A 1,313-nucleotide genomic window follows, 5' to 3' on the forward strand; every position below is an offset into this window, starting at 1 on the left:
CACCGCGTTCTACTACGTGAAAGGCCCGCGCGGGCGCGTCAGCATGAAGAACGACGTCACCGCATTCGGCGAAGAAGGCTTTCCGGAGGGGATCAAATAATGAACGCAAGACACCTGCTCAAGCTGAGCGTAGTAGGCCTGTACGGACTGGCGACCCTGGCGCTGAGCGCGCTTGACATCGCCCCGGCGTCGGCCCATGGCGAGCGTTCCCAGGAACCGTTCCTGCGCATGCGCACCATCCAGTGGTACGACATGAAATGGGGGCCGGAGACCACCAAGGTCAACGACCTGGCGAGCATGACCGGCAAATTCCACCTGGCCGAAGACTGGCCGCGCGCGGTGGGCAAGCCTGGACGGGCCTTCTTCAACGTGGGCAGCCCGAGCCCGGTATTCGTACGGTTGTCGACCAAGCTCAACGGCGAGCCCACCATGATCTCGGGCCCGATGGAGATTGGACGGGACTACGCATTCGAAGTCAAGCTCAAGGCCCGTATTCCTGGGCGCCACCACATGCACGCCATGGTGAACATCAAGGATGCCGGCCCGATTGCGGGGCCTGCGGCATGGATGAACATCACGGGCAGCTGGGACGACTTCGTGAACCCGGTCAAGCTGCTGACGGGAGAGACCATCGACACCGAGACCTTCAACTTCAGCAACGGCATATTCTGGCACGCCGTATGGCTGGGACTGGGGATCTTCTGGATTGGCTACTACGTTGCCCGGCCCATGTTCCTGCCGCGCAGCCGGGTACTGCTGGCATTCGGAGACGAGCTGCTGCTGGATCCCATGGATCGGAAAGTGGCGTGGATCGTCCTGATCGCCACCTTTGCGATCGTCTGGGGAGGCTACCGCTACACCGAGACCAAGCACCCGTACACGGTACCGATCCAGGCGGGCGAATCGAAGGTGCACCCGCTGCCGGTGAAACCCAACCCGATCGCGATCAAGGTGACGCACGCCAACTACGACGTACCGGGGCGGGCGCTGCGGGTGACCATGACGGTGACCAACAGCGGCGACGCTGCCTACCGGATTGGCGAATTCACCACGGCGGGCGTGAGATTCATCAACAAGGTGGGATTGAAGCACCTGGATCGCAACTACCCGAAGGAGTTGGTGGCCACCGGCCTGTCGTTTGACAACGAGACCCCGATCCAACCGGGAGAGACGCGCGAGATCAAGATGGAAGCGAAGGACGCGCTGTGGGAAGTACAGCGGCTGATGGCGCTCCTGGGCGACCCGGAGAGCCGGTTTGGCGGCCTGCTGATGACCTGGAGCGACACGGGCGATCGCAACATCAACAGCATCGC

At 62.5% G+C, this 1,313-nt stretch carries 1 protein-coding gene; it reads left to right on the plus strand.

Features of this window, described 5'->3' with window-relative positions; all coding sequences use genetic code 11:
- Positions 1-99: 99 nt before the first annotated feature.
- A partial coding sequence (locus BT108_RS13270; protein WP_072295028.1) for a methane monooxygenase/ammonia monooxygenase subunit B occupies positions 100-1,313 on the plus strand: 1,214 nt, incomplete at its 3' end.

This window comes from Nitrosovibrio sp. Nv17 (assembly GCF_900119085.1).
Taxonomy (GTDB): Bacteria; Pseudomonadota; Gammaproteobacteria; order Burkholderiales; family Nitrosomonadaceae; genus Nitrosospira.